The organism is Variovorax sp. 3319 (genome assembly GCF_031456585.1).
In the GTDB taxonomy this organism is placed as follows: Bacteria; Pseudomonadota; Gammaproteobacteria; order Burkholderiales; family Burkholderiaceae_C; genus Variovorax; species Variovorax paradoxus_P.
In genome coordinates this window covers 633,872-651,206 of record NZ_JAVDUZ010000001.1, presented here as the reverse complement: position 1 = coordinate 651,206, position 17,335 = coordinate 633,872, and the positions used below count along the sequence as shown (strand labels likewise).

General features: G+C 65.7%; 19 protein-coding genes. 2 read left to right on the top strand and 17 right to left on the bottom strand.

The genetic code is table 11. The features are described 5' to 3' along the window. Positions 1-87 precede the first annotated feature (87 nt). Both J2X67_RS03265 and J2X67_RS03260 read right to left on the bottom strand, forming a co-directional pair. Positions 88-1,752, bottom strand: a complete 1,665-nt coding sequence (locus J2X67_RS03265) for a hypothetical protein (protein WP_309950497.1) — start codon at positions 1,750-1,752, stop codon at positions 88-90. A gap of 3 nt (positions 1,753-1,755) precedes the next feature. Continuing rightward, positions 1,756-3,885, bottom strand: a complete 2,130-nt coding sequence (locus J2X67_RS03260) for a hypothetical protein (protein ID WP_309950495.1) — start codon at positions 3,883-3,885, stop codon at positions 1,756-1,758. A gap of 240 nt (positions 3,886-4,125) precedes the next feature. On the opposite strand from J2X67_RS03260, the gene J2X67_RS03255 reads away from it, so the two are divergent. Both J2X67_RS03255 and J2X67_RS03250 read left to right on the top strand, forming a co-directional pair. Beyond that, positions 4,126-4,551 carry a hypothetical protein gene (locus J2X67_RS03255; protein WP_309950493.1) on the top strand — a complete coding sequence of 142 codons (426 nt, stop codon included), beginning with the start codon at positions 4,126-4,128 and terminating at the stop codon, positions 4,549-4,551. A 132-nt stretch (positions 4,552-4,683) separates the two neighbouring features. Then, entirely contained in the window at positions 4,684-4,959 is a 276-nt protein-coding gene (locus J2X67_RS03250) for a hypothetical protein (RefSeq protein ID WP_309950492.1), read from the top strand. Positions 4,960-5,025: 66 nt separating this feature from the next. On the opposite strand, the gene J2X67_RS03245 is transcribed toward J2X67_RS03250, so the two are convergent. The 15 genes from J2X67_RS03245 to J2X67_RS03175 form a co-directional block, all read right to left on the bottom strand. Next, complete coding sequence (locus tag J2X67_RS03245) at positions 5,026-5,592, bottom strand: hypothetical protein (protein WP_309950490.1); 567 nt, start codon at positions 5,590-5,592, stop codon at positions 5,026-5,028. 2 nt (positions 5,593-5,594) lie between these two features. Next, on the bottom strand, positions 5,595-6,068 hold the full coding sequence (locus J2X67_RS03240) for a glycosyl hydrolase 108 family protein (protein ID WP_309950488.1): 474 nt from the start codon (positions 6,066-6,068) through the stop codon (positions 5,595-5,597). Then, positions 6,065-6,382, bottom strand: a complete 318-nt coding sequence (locus J2X67_RS03235) for a hypothetical protein (protein WP_309950486.1) — start codon at positions 6,380-6,382, stop codon at positions 6,065-6,067. The genes J2X67_RS03240 and J2X67_RS03235 overlap by 4 nt, the downstream gene beginning before the upstream one ends. Before the next feature lie 76 nt (positions 6,383-6,458). After that, the gene (locus J2X67_RS03230; RefSeq protein WP_309950485.1) at positions 6,459-7,532 is read right to left on the bottom strand and encodes a tail fiber domain-containing protein; all 1,074 of its coding nucleotides are present in this window, start codon (positions 7,530-7,532) and stop codon (positions 6,459-6,461) included. Next, positions 7,532-8,137 (bottom strand): hypothetical protein, encoded by a 606-nt coding sequence (locus J2X67_RS03225; RefSeq protein ID WP_309950483.1) that lies wholly within the window; start codon positions 8,135-8,137, stop codon positions 7,532-7,534. The genes J2X67_RS03230 and J2X67_RS03225 overlap by 1 nt, the downstream gene beginning before the upstream one ends. A 3-nt stretch (positions 8,138-8,140) precedes the next feature. Then, positions 8,141-8,725, bottom strand: coding sequence for a hypothetical protein (locus J2X67_RS03220; protein ID WP_309950481.1), 585 nt, complete (start codon positions 8,723-8,725; stop codon positions 8,141-8,143). Continuing rightward, positions 8,722-9,075, bottom strand: a complete 354-nt coding sequence (locus J2X67_RS03215; RefSeq protein ID WP_309950479.1) for a hypothetical protein — start codon at positions 9,073-9,075, stop codon at positions 8,722-8,724. The genes J2X67_RS03220 and J2X67_RS03215 overlap by 4 nt, the downstream gene beginning before the upstream one ends. Positions 9,076-9,137: 62 nt before the next feature. Then, positions 9,138-9,617 (bottom strand): hypothetical protein, encoded by a 480-nt coding sequence (locus tag J2X67_RS03210; RefSeq protein ID WP_309950476.1) that lies wholly within the window; start codon positions 9,615-9,617, stop codon positions 9,138-9,140. 50 nt (positions 9,618-9,667) lie between these two features. Continuing rightward, entirely contained in the window at positions 9,668-10,702 is a 1,035-nt protein-coding gene (locus J2X67_RS03205; RefSeq protein ID WP_309950474.1) for a hypothetical protein, read from the bottom strand. Next, complete coding sequence (locus J2X67_RS03200; RefSeq protein ID WP_309950471.1) at positions 10,699-12,531, bottom strand: hypothetical protein; 1,833 nt, start codon at positions 12,529-12,531, stop codon at positions 10,699-10,701. The genes J2X67_RS03205 and J2X67_RS03200 overlap by 4 nt, the downstream gene beginning before the upstream one ends. A gap of 7 nt (positions 12,532-12,538) precedes the next feature. Further along, positions 12,539-14,092, bottom strand: a complete 1,554-nt coding sequence (locus J2X67_RS03195) for a hypothetical protein (protein WP_309950469.1) — start codon at positions 14,090-14,092, stop codon at positions 12,539-12,541. After that, positions 14,089-15,114 (bottom strand): hypothetical protein, encoded by a 1,026-nt coding sequence (locus tag J2X67_RS03190; protein WP_309950466.1) that lies wholly within the window; start codon positions 15,112-15,114, stop codon positions 14,089-14,091. The genes J2X67_RS03195 and J2X67_RS03190 overlap by 4 nt, the downstream gene beginning before the upstream one ends. A 15-nt stretch (positions 15,115-15,129) precedes the next feature. Next, positions 15,130-15,570 (bottom strand): hypothetical protein, encoded by a 441-nt coding sequence (locus tag J2X67_RS03185; RefSeq protein WP_309950465.1) that lies wholly within the window; start codon positions 15,568-15,570, stop codon positions 15,130-15,132. Between the two features lie 11 nt (positions 15,571-15,581). Beyond that, positions 15,582-16,088: a hypothetical protein gene (locus tag J2X67_RS03180; RefSeq protein WP_309950462.1), complete on the bottom strand. Its 507-nt coding sequence runs from the start codon at positions 16,086-16,088 to the stop codon at positions 15,582-15,584. Then, positions 16,085-17,335 (bottom strand): hypothetical protein, encoded by a 1,251-nt coding sequence (locus tag J2X67_RS03175; RefSeq protein ID WP_309950460.1) that lies wholly within the window; start codon positions 17,333-17,335, stop codon positions 16,085-16,087. Before J2X67_RS03175 ends, J2X67_RS03180 begins: the two co-directional genes overlap by 4 nt.

The window sequence follows — 17,335 nt, the reverse complement described above, 5'->3', positions numbered from 1 at the left end:
TTCCGGAAATGACCTTCACTGCGTACCAGATCGGAAAGCTCGCGCTCTTCGGAATCGCTGCGTTGATCTGGGGCATCTACTGCGGCCTCAAAGGTCGCGATTTGTCAGGACGACCGGTGCACCGCGCCCCAGAGCCTGGCGAGCGCGGTTGACACCCAGAGCTGGCTGCATGGCCGCCGCGGGCGCTGCGGCAAGCGCCCTCTGAATTGGGCCTGACAACGCTGCCGCTCGAGCAAGGGGCCGCGCTCCAAGCCCGATCAAAGACAGCGGGCTTCCACCCGTTGCTGCACCCAAGCCACCAGCGAGTGCCCAATCCAGAGGCGATGACTGCGGGCGGCTGCCCACCTTCTCGGTTACCTGTGCTGCAGTCGGGAAAGCCGTTGCGAACTCGCCGGCCTGGCGCAACTCGTTGGACAGTGGCTTACCGCGCTTGAGCTGCGCTGCGAGGTCTTTGGCCGACACGCTGCCCGTCGTCGGATTGAGTGCGCGCTCCACGCTGTACGTGCGGGCGATGAGCTGACGTGCATTGCGGAACTCGTCGAGCATCGCCGCCGGGAATCCATTCGTCGCCAGGTGCTGTTCAATCACGTTCTCCAGCGCACCGGCGCCGCTCCTGAAAGCGCGGCCCATGTCGGCCTCGCCACGACGGTAGGCCGCATCGGCCATGCCGCGCAGCTCGCGGATCTTGTCAATCGCGCTGCGAGCATCGAAGGTGGGCGAACGCAACGAGTCGATCTCTGCAATCACTGGATTCGGTGCCGCATCAGGGAAGCCTGCGGCAGCGCGGCGGTATGGGGCCGTGATCTGGTCGAGCGCGCGACCATAGGCAGCCGTGGGCGTGATGGTCCCCGTGCTGCCCACGGCCTCGTACGCCGTGCCTGCGCGTTGCCGGATGTTCTGCAGCAGCTCAGGTGTCAGCACTTCGTCGTCGGCCACGCCAATGGCTCGCTTGGCGAGCGACGTGGTCACCTCCTGATTGCGGGCGCTGGCGTTCTGCGCGGTCGAGATCTTTCCAGCCAGGCCTTCGATGACGCGATTGGTCAGCGTTGGCGCAACTTGGCTCGGCGGGATGACATACCCGACGTTCTGGGCGGCTTGTGCAGCCTGGCGGACGCCCAGCGGCACCTCGGGCCCGCGCAGCGTGCTGCCGATCGCTTGGCCGACTGCGCCGAGACCGCGCACGACCACCGGCAGCGCGGCGCCCAGCACTGCACCGGTACCGGCCTGCTCGGGATCCGCGAGGCCCGCAGTCACGCCGCCTGAGATTGCGCCGCCCGCTGCACGCACGCCTAGGCCGGCACCAGGTGCTGCAAGTCCGCCGGAAGCGATGGCTTCGCCCAGCGGCACCGCTACGCGCGGCGCGAGACCGGCGGCACCAGCGGCTCGCACGCCAGCGCCCAGCGCCCCACCGACCGGCAGCGTGGCGGCAATCTGGCCGCCGACGCGGCCAATGTCGGCTGCCGTGCTGCCGCCGTACTCCTGCTTGAACTGATCGACACCGGTCTTGTTGATGGCGGCAACACGTTCGCCCTCGGCAGTGCCGGCGATCTTGTCGAAGCCGCTGGCCAGAAGCTGCGCGCCGGTGTCGACAACATCTCGCGCACCGCGGCCGAGACCTGCCACAAACCCGGCCACCGGATTGACCGAAGGTGCCGCGGCAGGTGCAGTGTCGAGCTGGCCGCTGAAGGGCTGCAGGACAGCGGGCGCACTTGGCGCGGGATCGAGTTGACCGTCGAAGGGTTGCAGTGCCATGGGTCAGGCTCCAATGAATCGACGGCCTTGCGCGTCTTCGTACACCGGCTTGCCGCCGGAGGTGCCAATTTGCTTGCTCATGCCGGTTGGCAATGCCGCGGCTGGCGTAGGCGCCCCGGGGGTTGCCTCGCGCACCTGGGCCAGCCGCCTCTCCGAGTCGGGCACCTCGGCCAAGATGCCGCGCGTCGCGAGCTCACGATTGGCCTTCTTCTGCTCGATCACCTCTTTGCTGTCGCCTGGCTGCGGGAAGTACTGCTGTCGCGCGTTGGCGAATTCGGAATCGGCGATGGCCGCGCCGGACTCGCGCCGCAGCGCCGCGTTGATGAAGTCGCGTTGCGCCTGCTCGACCTGCTGTTGCTCCGCGCTCTGCGTGAAATTCGCCGCGGCGCCCAGGCCTACCGTCTCTGCAGCTCGCTTGATCAGACCCGGCTGATTGACGCCCTGCGCTGCCAGCTTGTCCAGGATGCCCTCGGACGCCTGCATCCGACTGCCGAACTGAAGCGCCTTCGCCTGCGTGTCATTCAGCGCGTTCTTGCCCTTCGGTGTGTTGGGGTCGGCGGGGCCGCCGGGAATCGGCTCAAGCCCAGTGCCATCCGTCTTCACGCGGTAGCCAGCGGGTACTCCCGTGTTGCCAGCGCGAATCGCATCGATGCCTAATCGCGCGCGATCGATAGCGTTCGCCTCCTGCTGTTGCGTGGTCTGGGCCCGCGTGCGCGCATCAGCTGCGCGCTCCTGAATCAGCGAGCGCTGCGTTTCGCCGGTCTCTTTCGTCGCTTGTGCAGCAAGTGCATTGCGCTGCTGAATCGGGCTCAATGCACCCTCGACCTGCTGCGCGAAAGCCTGCGCACCGTTGCGGCCAGGAGGCGCTCCGCGCGCGAGCGTCGTGCGCAGCGCCGCACCGTCGAACATGGCCTGCGCGGCCGTGGGCCCGGGGTTGTCGATCATCGTCAGTCCGCCCTGCGGCAAAGAGGCGTTCGATGCTTGCAGGCGGGCGAGGCGCGCATTCGTGTCTTCAAGGCCGCCGAGTGCGCCAGGACTTGCACCGGCCGGCGAGCCCACGTTGCTGCCGGAAAAGCTGTTGTCGGTGCGCGTGACGCCCAGCGGCAGGTTCGATGCCGGTGCCGGAACTGCCGCAGCGGGCACTGCGCCGAAGCCTGCCGGCGCAGCCGCTCGAGGCTCGCCGTCGACGGGCGGCGCTGCCGCAGGCGCCGCAGCGCCGACTCCGCCCTGGAACTGCGTGCTGCGCGGATCCGTCAAGTTGTTGAAGCGCTGTGCCGGCTCAGGTGCAGCAGCGACCGCGGGCGTGGCCGGCACGAATGTCGAAGGTCCGGTCGCCTGCACGCCGCGCTGCAGGGCGGCATCGTTGGCGTTTGTGCTCAACCGGCTGCTTGGGCGTGGGTAAATGCCGAACACAGCGCCGCCGCTTTCCGTCGGTGCTGCCGGCGCAGCCGGTACAGGCGGGATCTGATCGGCAGGCGAGCGTGGATCACTGCCCAGCGCCGAACGTCCAGCAGCGATGGCGCGCTCAGCGGCGAAATATCCCAGCCCGCCGCCCAGCACGCCGCCCACGGCAGTTCCCACCGGACCGAGCACTGAACCTGCTGCGGCACCTGCCCCGGCACCCGCGCCTGCCGCGCTGAGCCGGCCCACGCCTTGAGCGGTCTGGGTGGCGACGTCGAGTCCACTGGAACCCGGGTTGTTCGCCACGTCGTAGATCTGCTTGCCTTCGAGCCCGACGCCCAATGCTGCACCTGCACCTCCCACGGCGCGCGCCATCGGGAAACGGGACGCGGCAGCTTCTGCGGCAGGCAATGCGGCTGGTGCCGCCGCGGCCGTGACGCGACCTGGTTGCACGACATCCGCCGCCCCCATGTTGATTGCTGGCCGGCGTCCGATCACTTCGCTGCTTGGCTGAGCAGGTACTGTCTGCGCGGGAACGGCAGTTGCAGGCTGCGTTGGTGGCAGTTGCGTCGGCGGGACCACGTCGGCCATGCCCATGTTGATGGGGGGTCGCCGACCGATCACGCTCCCCGACTCCGGCGGCGGTACAGCGCCAAGTGAGGTGGTCGCCGGAGGCAGCGGCCGCGGGCGCACGCCGAAGCCGGTTTCGTCGGGCAAGAGTTGAGTAGCCATGAGGCGCCTTTCTGGGATTCCCCGGCATTCTTGGCGCGCTCGCTCGAAGGGTCGAACCCTACAGGGGGGAGCTCCATCGGCCCTTGGCGTCGCCCTACCCTGGGTACCTTCAACTAGGTAGATCAAACGCGCGAAAGGGTTGACGCTGTAGGAGCAACGGCTTTGGACCTCGAAGATCATCTGGCCGCTCACATCAAGAACTACTCCTGCGGCGTGCATCACCCAACGTGAGGAGTACCAATGAATAGGATTTTGTTCAACCTCTGCGTCGCTGCAGTGGCGGTAGCGGGCGCACACGCCGCGTCGGCGTTCGACCTCAATCAGGCCCTAGGGGTGCAGACGGCCTACATGTGCGACACCGGAGACGGCAAACGCGCCGTCATGCTCGCGTCCCATCCAAACTGTGGCAAATCGAAGAAAGACAAGGCCGAACGGTGGCGCGTGCTTTCGAAGGCGCACTGCAGGCTCAACGACGCACTGGCATCTGGCAATCCAGAGAGCATCCAGGCACGAGCGAAGGAGCTTCAGTCGACTGTCAATCGAGCAAAGATGTACCAGCGCTGCTACAGCACGATGAAGCGTCAGGCGAAGGATCTCGGGGCCGGATACGAGTCAGCGATGCAGTACATCCTCACCGCGGAAACCGGCGCGCCTCCCGCGAAATAGCCGACCGTGTTCTCTGCCAGCACGCGAGCACTGCGCACTGGCGAAAAAGGGCGAGGACTTCCACGCATTACCCCGCCTCCATCAAGTCTCACAGTGCATCTTTCCTCAACCTACCTGAAACGGAGCGCAGCCATGGCAAGCGACGTCGAAAACTTCAAAGATGAGTGGACAAAAAAGGTTCGCTCGAATCCCGAGAACTATTTGCCGGCAGATCAAATCAAGGGCATCAATGCGCAAGAGATCGAGCTGTCGTTCGCCGATGAAACGGCGATCAAGGCGCACCTCAGCGGCGCACTGCGCCCTCAAGGAGGCGTTTGCTGCCTAGTTGCGGTGAAGGTGCCACTCGTGGGTGGCATGACTTGCGTATCTCCCATGGGCGGCGATGCTGACAACATGTGCTTCCAGTGAGGTTCGCAAGCCGCTCGTGGCGCGGGGCGACCGTGGCGAGCCCTATCGGAGGAAGCCTCCAGCCGGTTACTTCGTTCCAGCTTGCTCGGCAATCTTGCGCACCGCGTCACCACTCTGCTTGCTTCCACGGCTCGAGCCGATGAAATAGGCAATGGCGCCCGTCAGGCCGATTTCCACGGTGCTGAATGCCCGGGTCATAAGCGCGCGCACGAACTCGTCGCTGGGCATCTGGCCAAAGAAGAACAGGCAGACTTCGAGCACATACACGCTGAGCAGGATGAAGAAGATCACCTGCGGCATGTAGTCCTTGGTGGCGACCTGGCGAGCGCGCGCGTCCTGCACGTCCTTGAGGTATGCCTGCTCGGTGTCAGCCTCGAGCTTTTGCAGGTCGAGGCCCATCTGGCCCATCTTCACCTTGAAGTCGTTGTCGGCCTGGCGAATGGCCACGAGCTGCTCGCCAGTGAGCTGTCCATTCGCGATGGCGCCGGCCACGTCTTCGGCGCTGGCGTCCACGCGGCCGAAGATGACGTTGGACAACGCGGCCACGGCCACCCCCATGGCGGGTGTCCCGAAGGCCGAAGCCACTGCGGGGGCAACGGTGCCCACGATCTTCTTCCAGTCGAAATCGGCCATGATCAGTTGTCCTGTGCTGCGTAGTCGAGATTGCCGGCCACGCGGTTGGTCCAGCCCTTGCCGAAGTTCGGCCACTTGCCGAGCGACGTGTAGTAGCGCAGGCGCTGTGCGTTGAAGCGCAGCAGCACGTCGTTCAGTTCCATCTTGGCCAGGGCCGCGGCGCTCAGCGGCCCCCAACGCCCGTCGTCGGCAACGCCGATGGCTGCCTGCAGCTTGCGCAGGCCCGTCGGGAGACCGCCATTCACGGCGAAATCGAACACCTGGTACTTGATCGCAGGATGCGCCTCGCCGAGGGCCTGCCAGAAGTCGCGCAGGTAGATCGCCTTCGCGCCGTCCCGCGTGAGCGCCTTGATATCGACGTTGGGATAGGAGCGCTTGCTAATGCCCCAGTTCGTCTCTCCACCCGGGTCGTTGGGGTCGTTGACGTAACCGCCCTCGTGGCCGATAAGGCGGTCGAATGCTTGGTCGAAGTTCATGGGACTTTCCTCGCTGGAGCATAGGTGGGCGCCGCGGGGGCGCTCTGGGTCGACTTGAAGGCCCGCATTTCGCCTTCGATGTTTTCCATCCGGAAGCGCAGCAACGCTTGCTCGCCGGCCAGAGTGGTGACCTGGGTGTTGCCTGCTTTCACGGTGATCTGCAGCTCGCCGACATCGCGCACCAGCTGGTTCACGTTGAAATACATGCTCACCAAGGTGAAGCCCACCGTGATGAGTCCCGTGAGCACCCACGGCAATGGAATGCGCAGATCAATGATCCGGGTGGTGCGTTCGGTTTGTTGCTCTTCGCTCATGACTCGGCAATCCTCAAGATGGTGGACCGGTCATCGATCCGTGGCGGGGGTTTTGTTGGTCGTGCAGAGTGCGGGTTCATTTCGTCTTTCCGGAGAGGCTCGCGCTGGGGGTTGGGTTTCGCAGCGCGTGGAGTTCGGCCTGCAGCGCCATCACGAGCGCCTTCAGTTCTTTGACGGCGGCCAGCGCAAGCAATCCTGCTGCGTCCGACGCAACTACCAGTCGGCCGGGCATCGCCTCGGTTCCGGCCACGGTGACGCCTTCGCGCAGAGCAACACGCATCCTCTGTGCACGAACGCCGACATACCGCGTCCGCTGGGAAGGCCCATGCATGGGAGACGGCTCGTCGACACGCTCGTAGGTTTCAACATCCACATGGTCGATCCGATCCAGCGCATCAGTGATGGGTTCGAATTTCGTCTTCAGGCGCTCATCGGACACCACATCCCACGCTACCGCAGCTTGGGCGCGACCGTTGTTCAAGAACGTGAAGTTAGCGGTACTGTTATTGACTTGAAACTGCCAGGCGGCTGACGTGCCGGGGGTGTGCTGGTAGCTCAGAACACCCACCGATCCATTGACAGTCGCCGTCAAGAAATTGTTGAAATTGGTCGAGCCACTGGTGCCGTAGTTAGAGCTGGCTACGGCCTGTGCGCCACCCAGAATTTGCGTACCAGCAAAAATTCCGTACGACTGAGCGATCACGCTCGCTGCAATATCTACCTGACCGTCGCTACGGCGGATCGAGAATGCGTTGGCGAGCGCTGCACCGGCATCACTGAACCGACCGATAGAGAAATTTGAGCCAGCATTGGAGCCAGACTCACTTGTCGAGTCGCCGAACTGCATCTGCCAACGGATCGCGTTGTTGGACATCGCGTTGATCGCATTGGTTTTGCCGGACGCGCCTTTATCAAAAATGAGAACCGCGTTGTCGTTGGAAGAGTCGATGCGGAGTTCCGTCGAACCAGCGTGAGCGACACTCAGATTTCCCGTCATCGTGTCGCCAGCGATGTTCACCGCGCCGAGGTTCGTTCGCGCCGCAGCAGCCGTGATCGCGCCCGTTCCGCCGTTGGCGACGGGCACGGTATCGCCCGTGGCGATCTCGCGCGGTGTGCCGGAAACGACGACGAGCGGGCGGCGGTCCGTCATTACGCCAGCACGATGGGCGTGCCCTGCTCGAAGTTCAGAGAGGTGGCCGAAGTGGCGAGGCCCACGCGCTGCACCGCGTTGCCCGAGGCACTGGGAGCGGTCACCGTAGCGCCCCCAGCTGTAGTGTGGAGGAACTGGGCACCTGGCGTCAGGCCAGTGACTGAAGTGTTTGTGCCCTCGAAATACACCGTTGCGTTGACACCCGAGCCGACGGCGGCCAAGACAAAGCCGTGCGCCTCCTTGCCAGCCGTGGTGGCGTCGGCCTTGCGCACGTTGGCGGTGCCTGCGTTGTTGTAGACGTTCACCAGGTTGCCCGCAGCAAGTGCCTCGCTGGTCAGGATTGAGGCGGTGTCGGCGCCGATACCGACCGGCATCATGGTGCTGTCGATGCGGCCGGCAGCATCCAGAGCCACCAACTTGCCCGCATCACCAGCACCTGCGCTGGCGTTTTTGCCATTGGTGATGGTCAGATCAAGAACGCCGCTGGCGTTCAGCGCTGGAATCTTGTTGGCATCGCCCGCGCCGGCGCTGTCGAGCAGCGCGGCTTCTTCGGTGATCGTTCCAGCGTTGTTCTTGAGGAACTTTTTGGTTGATGCGGTGCCCATGGCTTACTCCTGAAGAACGATGGGCATGCGCGCCCCAATGAAGATCTGGGTCGGGCTGGTGGCCACGCCTACGATCAAGTTGAATCCGGTGGCGGGAGGCACCTGGGTGAGCGTGCCCACAGGGCCGACGAAGACCGGTGCATCCGGCGTCCAGGCCCACGAGGGCTCGGTCATGAGGCCGCCGGTCTGGATCTGCGCCAGCGCGCCTGCGGCGACCGCGCCGCGGGTGATGCCCAGCACCAGGTTGGCGTCGGCCACAGTGGTGTGGTCGGCGTAGACGGCTTCGCCGGCCAGTACCCTCACCACGCGGTTGCCGCCGAGCGGGACTGCGGCAGGGAATTCGACGTAAGCCGCTCCCATCTCGCCCGGCGGTCCGGGCGGTCCTTGTGTGCCGACGTCAATCAGGGTGATCTCGGGCTCGCGCGTGACGATGACCGTGTCTTCGCCGTCGACTGTCACGATCTCGTCGGACGCGGTTTCGACCACGTCGGCCGGCTGCTCGACCGAATCGACCACCACGACGATCTGCTCATCGACGATGAGCTCGCTCTCGCCAACCTCGATGATCTCTGGTGCGCAGTTGCTCATCGCGTGACCTCGGGCGAGACCGACACCGATCCTGCGAACAGGCGCCGCACGGTGCCGTCGGCGAATTGGACCTCCAGGTCGTAGACGCCAGCCTTCCATGTGATTGCCGCGGTGTCCACCGCTTCCACGCGAAGGACGATGGTCCCCGCGGCACCGCCAAGAGCGATCCGCCCGTCCGTGGTGGACAGGCTCAGGAGCACGTCTTCCGAATCGATCTTCTCGCGCACCTGCATGCGTGCCGAGCAGCCCGTCAGGTCGACGGGCACGGCAGGCTTGCCAGTCTTCCACGTCACGGTCTTCGTGAACGTGGCGCCTTGGTCGATGGAGAGCTTGAGCTTGGCTGCGGGCATGGGTCGGCACTTTGCCGACGCACGTGGCGCGTGCCAAACCCTACTGGGGTGTGCCTAAACCTTCATGTTGCTGGAGCCCAGCCAAGAAGCTTCAGGGTCCAATCTCCGAAGCCGTTCACCAACGTGCCTGTCACCAGCATCGTCAGTTCGAAGAGTTTGAATCGTGCCGTGAGCGCCTTGCCCTCGCCACGTGTCCAGTACTCTGCTGCGACCCGTGCAAACTCCCTTTCCGTGTCGGCCCCTACCTTGTCGTGGAGGACCTTGATTTCGTCCTCAGAAAAGCGCCGGCTCGACTCCTGCTCGAAGGCCGTGCGAGCCGATTCCATCGCTTTCGGGAGAACCTCTTTCATCATCTTTGACATCCTCCGGCGGAGCAGATCGGGTATTCGAATTGCCCCAAGAACTATGCCGATGACAATGATCACCGAGCCGGCGCGATTGAGCCACGTTGCGTCATATCTGCACCCCAAATAGACTCCGAGCAGAAGCGCAGCGAGGCATAGCAAGGCCCCGCCCATCTCAAGTTTCCACGTGAACTTCATTCTGGTCCCCACTCCCAAAGATCCGGAGCATGCCAGAAGGCAGCCCGAACTTAAATGCTGCTGCTGTCACTCCCGCTAACGCTGGCGCCAGCATTGATCCCGTTGAGCGATGCCGCGGCCACCTGGGTGGTTGTCGTCAACGCCGCAATCGCCGCCTGCACGCGATCGTTCAGCGTCTGGTTCTTCGAGCGGAGGTTCGCCTCGTTGCCGGACTGCTTGATCTGGGCGTCGGCAATGGCCAGGCGCACGCGCGGCTCGAGCGCGGCGCTCTCGGCCTGGTAGAGCGCCACGAGATTGCGCGCCAGGTCGCTGCGCACGCTCACCATGGCCGTGGCCAGCCCGGCCGCCACCTGGTCGCCCTGCAGCAGCGTGCGGATGTAGTCGCCGGCACTCGCGATGGCCTTCATCCAAAGGTCCAGCGCCTGCTGCACGGCAAAACGGGCGTTCTCCAGCTCGGCGCGGAAAGCCTCGATGCTGATGTCGCGGCTTTGCTCGGCAAGCTTGTTGCGCAGATCCTGCTGGATCAGCTGCAGCTGGTGCACGAGCGCACCCGGCGGCAGCGGAAAGCCACGGTTCGCAAAGCCCTGCATGGCGTCGGCCTCGGCGCGCATGGCCTCGCCCTGCAGCCGTGCGCGGCCGCGCTCCCAGATCTGCTGCTCGACGTTGATATTGATGCCGGTACCGCCGGTCGTCAGCGCGCGGTTGATCCACGCGATGGCGTTGTCGAAGTAGGAGCGATCGGGGAAGTAGGTCTGCAGGTAGTCCACGTACCCGGTGGTGATCTCGTCGTGGATGTCGGCGCGGGCGTCGTCGAAGATTGCCTTCGCATCAGCCGGGTTGTTGTCGGGCAGCACCGGCTTCACCGGCATCAAGTAGCTCGTGTCGAGGTCAACGAGAGGCACCTGCGGCGCCGGGTCGGTCATCGCGATGGCATCGTCGGCCCGCTCGGAGGACGCATTCAACAGGGTGACCGCATTGCGCCACTTCGCATTGATGATCTGCGAAGTGACGACCGGCGCGCCCGCGCCGCCCGTGCTCGGGTCCGGTATCGAAACGATGTCGCCTGGGTTGATGGGCGTGGTCATGGGCGTGTCTTTCGAGAGAGGTCAGCCACTTCGAACTCGAGGCTGTCCACCTCGAAGTCGGAGCCATCCTGGTTGTAGAAAACGGGGATCAGGTAGTTCGCTTTCAGACCCTTGCCGAGCTTGAAGCGGTGCTGCTTCAGGTCATCGGAGCTGCTCTGCGCCTGGTACACGAACTCGCCACCGGGAACCGCGACCTTGACCTTCAGCGGGCGTTCCGACGCGGCGCCAATGAAGGCCTCGGAAATGGTTTTCTGCTGAGGGCTACCGAAGTCGAGCTTTCCAGGGCAGATCGCAGCATCGATCTGCGCGCCGGCATCGTTGGCGCCGCTCAACTCGAATAGACCGTCCAGCCTGGCGCCGTAGTAGCGGTCGCCGATGCGCGCGAAGCTGTTGAAGGGATAGTTGCTGTACGTCGTGCTGCCGAAGCCATCGAGGTTCACGGCATGCACTTCGAGGTCGGCGCCAGGCGTCGTGAGCGGCACGGCAAGGCCGAAGGTCTCCAGCACGCGCACCGTCTGCTCGCTCTGGGCCGTCATCGGCACCCCGAACGCGAATCCATCGAGCACGTCGACCTGGCTGATGCGCTCCACGGTCATCGGCACATCGAACGTAATGCCGTCCAGCACCTGCACCGTGTTCACCTTGCCGGCGGTCATCGGCACGCCCAGCACCACGCCGTCGAGCAGCACGGCCAGCGTGGGGTCGGACTCGTCGTAGCTGTAGGCCTCGACCTTGGGGAAGGCCGCGAACGACTCGCCGTAGGGATAGTCGGCCGAGATGCCAAACATCGTCGGGAAGGTGGCTAGGCTCTCGCCGGTGCCGCCGACCAGCATCAGCGAGGCGGCCTCCATCTTCGGGAACTGAGCGAAGGAGTCGCTGTCGGGCACCACCACCAGCGTGCCGCCGTAGCTGTACGCGGTCGCTGCTGGGAAGGTGGCGAACGAGCTGCCCGAGTCGAGCGTGTCGCTGGAGAACGCACCCATCTTGGGGAAGGTGGCGGTGCCGCCCTCCGGCTCGAGCGAGGTGGCCTCCATCTTCGGGAAGCGCGCCACCGACTCGCTGTAGTCGAAATCCGCGCTGAGCGCCTCGGCCTTCGGAAAAGTCGCCAGCGAGGTGCCGGAGGGCTCGCTCACCAGCACCGGGTTATCGACGTAGTCCAGCGCTCCGTACATCACGGCCGACAGGTACATCTGCGCGCCCGGCGCGTAGCTGTTCGGGTCCGTCCCGATGTCGCTGCCGTTCTTCTGAAAGGTCACGCCCTGCGGCTGCACCGCGATGCGCAGCACGTCGGCGGCGGTGAAGCTGCCGAGGTCGGCGCCCGTGCGCAGGTTGCGCACCGTGCCGTTTGACAGCAGCAGGCCGTGCGGGATGTGGCCATAGCCGGGTGTCGGGCTGACCATCGTGGACATGCCGATGGCCACGCCGGCGTTGCCCTCGCGAGCCGTGAACTCCGCATAGCCGGCGCCGATGGCGGCCTTGGACCGCGCAAAGGAGGTCCAGCCTGCCGGCGGGTTGTCGATGCGCTGCGCGCCCGAACCCTGAACCTCGGGCGTGGCCGGGTGGTTCGTGACGATGGAGAAAACCTGCTGGCTGGCCGGCGTCCCGGGCAGCCACGCGCGCTCTTCGATGTAATAGGTGCCGGATGCGTCGACGAAAGAACCCGGCGTGCCGGCCGACACCTGACGCCGCAGAATCACCCAGCCACCGGCCTGCGCTGGCGTGACGCGGCCATAGACTGTCTCGACGGAGGTGTAGGCCGGGCGCGCCGGCTGGTAGCGAACTGCCGGGACGCTGTAGGTCGATCCGATGCGAACGAGCTGGTTGGTCATGGTGGCCTCAGAGGATCGGTGCGGCGATGCGCGAGTCGCTGGCCCAGGGCGTGCCAGGCGTCGAGTTCGCCGGCTCGTTGTTGCGGCGTAGGAAGGTCAGCACGCCGAACTCGAGCAGCCGGCGCGCCTCGGGCACTAGGACGGGCGCGGCGGCCTGGTCCGTGAGCACCGCACGCTTCTGCCACGTGGCGCCGCGGTCGCGCGATTCGAACAGCGAATGCTCGCCGTCGTACATCGGACACACCAGCAGGTTGGGCGCGAGCGCGGTGACGATGCCGGTCTTGTAGTTCGGCTGCGGCATGGTGCCCATGGAAACCACGCTCACGGCGTCGGGCGTGAAGAGGATCTCAGGCGGCACAGCGGGCAGCCCGGCCACTCCGGTGCCGTCCGTGGGCTTGGAGACGATGACCGCGCCACCCTCGACGCCGGTGCAGCCGCCCTCCCAGAACGCGACGGCTTCCGCGAGCGAACCGTCGAACAGCGTCACGGTACCGAGGAGCGTGCGGCTCGCCGAATTCACGATCCCCAGCTTGACTTTGGCGTAGATCTGGAACTCGGGTCCGATGTCGGGATCGACCGCCGCATAGGGCACCACCGCATGGGCAATGCCGATGCCGGCGGCGCGCGGCGCCACGTTGATGCTGGCGGCCGTCACGGCCTGATTGAACTTGGTCGCGTAGCCTGACTCGGGAAGCGTCTGCACGGTGTCGAAGAACTCGGCGAAGAGCTCGGTGGCGCTGGCCGCGCTCCATGTCTCGCCGGCATCCGCCGAAAAGGTGAAGTCGAGGCCCGGGCAGTCGGCCACCACCACACTGCTGCCCACATAGTCGGGCCGCAGGTACTTGGTCATCATCACGTAGGAGCCCGGCGCCATCCGGTTCACGCGCGCGGCCGCGGCAAGCTGGTTCGGCATGGTCAGCGTGGTGCCCAAGGTCTGCGTGGTGCCGTCGTCGCGCACGAACGCAATGAAGTGCTGCCCTGCCTCATCGAGGCTCATGTACGCGTGGTTGTTGAAGGCCTTGCGCGCGCCGGCGGGCCCGTAGACCTCGCCGAACAGGAAAGAGAAGAAGGTCGCCGCCCCGAACGGTGCCGCCGCGAGGTAGTCGTAGAACGGCACGAACTCGCGCCCGTTGCGGGTGCGGTGGATCGTCACCCGGAAGACGTTGCAGGGCTTGCCGTCGAAGTCGATGGCCTCGCCGACGAACTCGGCCGACTGATCGAAGCCCAGACCGCGGCCGTAGTTCAGGATGGCCGTGACGCCCACCAGGTCGCCATCGTCGGCAAACACACCTCGGTTGGTGAAGCGGCCGCGCGCAGTGGCGGATCCGACGACGCGCAGTTCGTCACCGATCAAGCCCACGCTGTAGAAGCCGTCAGCCAGCTGAGCCTCGCGCGTGACCTCCAGGAACTCGCCCCGCTTGTGCGCGATGACCGTGCCGCCGGCACCGTCCGCACGCCGCTTCTTCAGGAAGGGCACGCGCGACGAATCATCCAGGAAGGCTGCGTCCATGCCGCCCTGATTGTTGAACCCGTCGCGGTAGCGGATCGGGCGGAAGCTCATACGACCTCGCGGGTGTTGACGAAACCAGTCCAGAAGGAATCGGCTTCGGGCGCTGCGCCCGGGGAGACATAGAGGTAGTCCACCTCTGAGGTGACAGGGACATTCAGCTTCACGAATTTCAGGCTGAGGTCCACGAACGGGATGGTGAGATCCAGTGTGAAGCGCAGCACCCCGTCGAGCCACACTTCCACTGTGCCGCTAGGCGAGACCACGGCGCGTAGCACAACCCACGCGTCCTGTACCACCACGCCGCCGATTTCACCGTAGGAGTCGTTGGCGAAGTTGTTGGTATAGGCCTCGCCGAAGAAAAAGTGTTCTCCAGCGTCGAAATAGAGCCCGAACTGAATCCAGTTGAAGTCGTTGTGGTCGGCGAGCTCGAATGAGCAGTAGCTCGTGACCGGGGTGGACGTCAGCACTCGAAACCGCGTTTCGAGCACAAAGCCGTCTTCCGAACCTGGCATCGCGGGAGAATCAACGCTCGAGCTGGGCAGGGGGTACTGCGCTTCAGCGCCAGTGAAAGCGCTGGTGACGACACCGCCGGCAACGGTCATGTCGTTAACGCCTGACTTTTTCCACTGGCCGCCGGGAATCCATCCCTCCAGGTCCGGCAGGCGGTCGGTCATCGTGCCCGAGCCGGTGAAGTCGTCGCGCAGGGAGGTCGGCGTGCCCGCGATGCCCCAGGTCGCGACGGTCCCGGCCGCGGAGAAGGTGACGTACAGCTGCACCGCCTGGGCGACGCCCAGAATCCAGCAGGTGAGAGTCAGCGTGCCGTCGTCGGGAAGGCCGCCAGAGAGCGCTACTTCACATGCGAACGGGTAGGTGAAGCTCCCGCTCGACACCACTGGCGCGGTGGCGCCACCGTTCCACTGCCCCGCCCACACCACGTCCCCGGAGATCAGCCCCGACGTGTCGCCCGCCACGCCGGCAAAGTATGGCGTGGAGGTGTCGGGCGTGTTCGTCCCCGTCGACCCCTCGGTCGGGGTGCCAGGGTCGCTGATCGGGACGCACCAGGCTGGAGTCATGCTGGATGGGAGGCGTTATGCGCGCGGCAGAGCGACCGCGTGCGCAGGCAAGGTCTGCGTGGCGCCGCTGGTCAGCGTGGAGTTCGTCAGGTTCATGTCGGCACCTGCGACGGCGACCGTGCCCTGGTAGCGTGGGGCCGTGGTGCTCAGCGTGCCGTCATCGGCCGTCAGCACGTGGCGGTAGAACGTGGGCGTGCCCGTGGCCGCGTTGGTGCCGCTCCAGGTCTCGCTCGCGTTCTTTTCGAGGATGCCGCCGCTCGGCGTGGCCTCGAAGGTGATGCCGCTCGAGCCGTTCTTGATGGTCACCAGCAGCGTGGCACCGCCGATGGCCGCATCCGCGTCCGCGGGCACCGCGCCGGCATAGACGCGGATCTCGCTGCCTGCATCGAAGATGGACTTGAGCGAGCCCGATACGAGCATCGCGTTGACAAGGCCGGTGGAGAGTTTGATCGACATGGTGTTTCCTTTCAGGCAACTGGGGTGACGTTGGGACCGGCGAAGACGCGCATGACGTCGCCGATCTCGTATTCCTTCGGAGAGGGCAGCCGCACCACGCTGAGCGCGACGCCCGCGGTGCTGCCCTTGGCGGAGGCCGAGGTCAGGGCCACCACGCGCACGGTCTTGCTCTGGGTGAAGGTGAACTCGGCAAGCGAAGCGGCATTGCTCAGCGCGCCGTCGGTAATGGCGCCGTCTACGAACTCGGGGCGCGTGGCGGGCGTATAGGCCGTGATCTCGGTGGCAAGGCCGGGCAGCGTGGCGGCGGTCACATCCTCGGTCGGCGTGTAGTCGCCTTCGAAGATGCTGATGAACCACGCCGGCACCGCGCTGGCGCTCTTGAAGGCCAGGCTCATCAGGAAGTTGAGGCCTTCCGTCGGCACCAGGTTGTAGGCGTGGAAACGGTCGATCACCTCGCCTGCCTTGTTGCTGACTTCGAAGTCCCAGCGGAGGCCGCGGTGCGGTTGGTTGGCATTCATGGCTCGGTTCCTTTGACGATGGATGCGATGGAAGAAGAAGCAGCGGCCGCGGCGAAGGGGCGCGCAGGCTCCTGACGCGCGGCGACGATGTGGTGGGCGCCGTCCTGCTCGCGGAACAGCGTGGCGCCTGCGCGGGCCTTGCCGAACTTCAGCGCGTGCTCCTGGACGTTGGAGGCGCTGCCATCCGGCGCGCCGATGACCAGCCCCCGCGGAGACAGCCAGAAGGCCTGCTGCGTGCCCTGCCCGTCCGGCGTCAGCACAGAGCCGCCGGAGCCCTGCAGGCCGCCATACGGCAGCACCACGGCGGGTGCGGTGTCGAGCAGGCCGCCGGCCAGCCAGTAGGTCTTGTCGGCGCAGACGAAGACACCGCCTTCGCAGGGCTCCACGACGGTGATCGGTGCCGGGAACGGGATGTAGCCCTTCGAGGGCGAAAACAAGCCGTAGTAGTACGGTTCCGAGATGATCAGCGCGGGCCCGGCCGCCACAAGCAGCGAGCCCTTGTAGTGGCGCACGCTGGAGCCGGGCGGCATGTCGGCCAACAGCAGCGAGCGCGGCACCGGGCCATTGTTCGACAGCGCCACGATGTCGCCGCCGTCGGCGAAGGTTCCGTTGAAGACCGAGCCATTCGGGCCGGTCATGTAGATCATGGTGTTCGGGCCCAGGCCGACGATGTGCAGGCCGCCGTTCTCGGGCAGCGTGATCGCGACCGGTGGCGTGGAGCCCGACTCGCCCAGCGGGCCCAGTTCGGTGAAGGCCAGCTGGTAGCGGCCAGGCGGCAGGCTGCCGGCGATGGCTGATACGGAAGGCGTCACCGCTGGCCGCGGCGTGGCCAGGGGCAGCGCGCTGGTGCCGCGCAGCCGGCCGATGCGCTGGGCGTTGGACCACACCACGTCGCCATCGGGCATGCGGGCATAGCTGATCGGCGCCAGCTCAGGCAGGCCGGATAGCACGCTCGTGGGCACCAGGCCGCTGCCGGTTGGCTCGAGGTGCATCAGGTCGTTGGCGATGGCGCAGTAGCCTTCCGTCTCGTCGCCCCAGACCGAGTGCGCGGCGACACCAGCGGCGGCGAGCACATAGCCGCGACGGCGCTTCATCGAACCGCGAGACGTGAGATCGATGTTGTCGCCGGCAGAAAGGTAGGTCGCCTTCGTGCGGTCGGGGAGCGTGCGCGCCAGTCGCGTCGGCTCCAGCCGGTTATTCACGCCGGGAGCGAACGAGCCGAGCTTGGTAGGGCTGACACCGGCCAT